Consider the following 1,576-nt stretch of genomic DNA (forward strand, 5'->3'; position numbering starts at 1 on the left):
ATCGTCTGATGGACGAAGGCACCCATCTCTTCCCAGACCGCCTCTACCATGGCCTGCCGCTTTGAGGCATGCCAGCAATACCAGGCAGCATGATCGTTGATGGCATGGTCAATGGCCTGTCGCATGTATCCCTGGTACAATTCTGGCCCTTGGTCTGCGTCGTCCCAGGTTTTGCCGTAAGTGTCGGTCCAGTCCTTTCCGCCGCCGCGTCTCTTGCCGGTAGCAGGGTTGACTCTGGATGGCGGGTGATTGCCACCGGTGTAGTCCACCAGATAGGGAGGATCAGTCGCAAACAGGATGGCCCGCTCGCCGTTCATCAGGCGAATGACATCCTCGGCCTTGGTGCTGTCGCCGCAGAGGAGCCGGTGTTCACCCAGAATCCAGAGATCACCGGTACGGGTGACGGGGTTTTTGGGCGGTTCGGGAATGCTTTCCTCCCCTCCTTCATCTCCTCCAGCACCATCGGCTTCGGATCCATCGAGCAGGCCATCAGCAATGTGTGCCAAATCCTCATCCGTGAATCCGATCACCTCAACGTCATAACCATCTTCAATAAGACGATCCCGTTCCACGGCAATCATAGCCCAATCCCATCCGGCCAGTTCTGACAGTTTATTGTCTGCCAGAATCAACGCTCGTCTCTGGGCGTCACTCAGGTGATCGAGAATGATGACCGGCACTTGCTCCAACCCCAACTTGCGGGCCGCCATCAACCGGCAATGCCCAGCGATGATGCCGTCTTTGCTATCCACTTGGATTGGATTGGTGAATCCAAACTCCTTGATGGAAGCCGCCATCATGGCCACCTGTTCGTCAGTGTGGGTACGAGCATTGTTGCTGTACGGAATCAACCGGTCCACCTGCCATATTTCAATGGTCTGGGCCATGATGATGTCTGAAATGGGATTTTTCATTCGGCCAACTCCTCCAAAGCAATGCGCAGTTCCTGGCTCAACATGGCCTCGATCGTCTTGCTGTCGGTCTCCGAGGCCAACACGGAGGCCATGCGACTGGGAATATTGAGCAGGCGGTCACGAACCCGGCGGGCCAGGGCAAAAGCCTCCTTGGCAACATCCTCGGCGTTCAGCAACTTGCCTGTCCTCTCTTCATAGTCCAAACGGGTGAGTTTGGCGTTGTACGTCTCCCGCACGGCTCGACTCATCTGGTAGTTTGGCATCCCAGCCATGCTGGGCCCTGCGTCCTGTTCCGTCGATCTCTGGGAAGGCTGGCGAATTGGCTGGGGATGGACCGGAGTTGGAGTTGGCACAGGATTGACCGGCTCTGGCTTTCTCTGCTGCGCCGGACTGGTGTTGCGTTCCCAGGCGACATTGGCCTTGGCAGGGTCAATCGTGCCATCGGCCTCGACAGGGATCCGCCCAGATTTGATCGCCTTATGTACTGCCGTGTCGGAGACACCTTTTTGTTTTGCGTATGCACGAATGGAAAGTCCCATCATCTTTCTCCAAAAAATGAGGTGCAAATCTGAAAGGAATGCTTTACCCTATGATCCGTGCCCAGGTTTGCACCCTGGTTTGCACCCTGGTTTGCACCCTGGTTTGCACCCTGGTTTGCACCC

Annotated in this window: 2 protein-coding genes; both read right to left on the minus strand. The window is 56.3% G+C overall.

Annotated elements, in window-relative coordinates; translation table 11 throughout:
• Nucleotides 1–914: ParB/Srx family N-terminal domain-containing protein (locus EJP87_RS16060; protein WP_227657712.1), on the minus strand; the 914-nt coding region annotated here is incomplete at its 3' end.
• Entirely contained in the window at nucleotides 911–1,456 is a 546-nt protein-coding gene (locus EJP87_RS16065) for a hypothetical protein (RefSeq protein ID WP_227657713.1), read from the minus strand. The genes EJP87_RS16060 and EJP87_RS16065, both read right to left, overlap by 4 nt.
• Nucleotides 1,457–1,576: the final 120 nt, after the last annotated feature.

Source organism: Candidatus Magnetaquicoccus inordinatus (assembly GCF_004217665.1).
In the GTDB taxonomy this organism is placed as follows: Bacteria; Pseudomonadota; Magnetococcia; order Magnetococcales; family Magnetaquicoccaceae; genus Magnetaquicoccus; species Magnetaquicoccus inordinatus.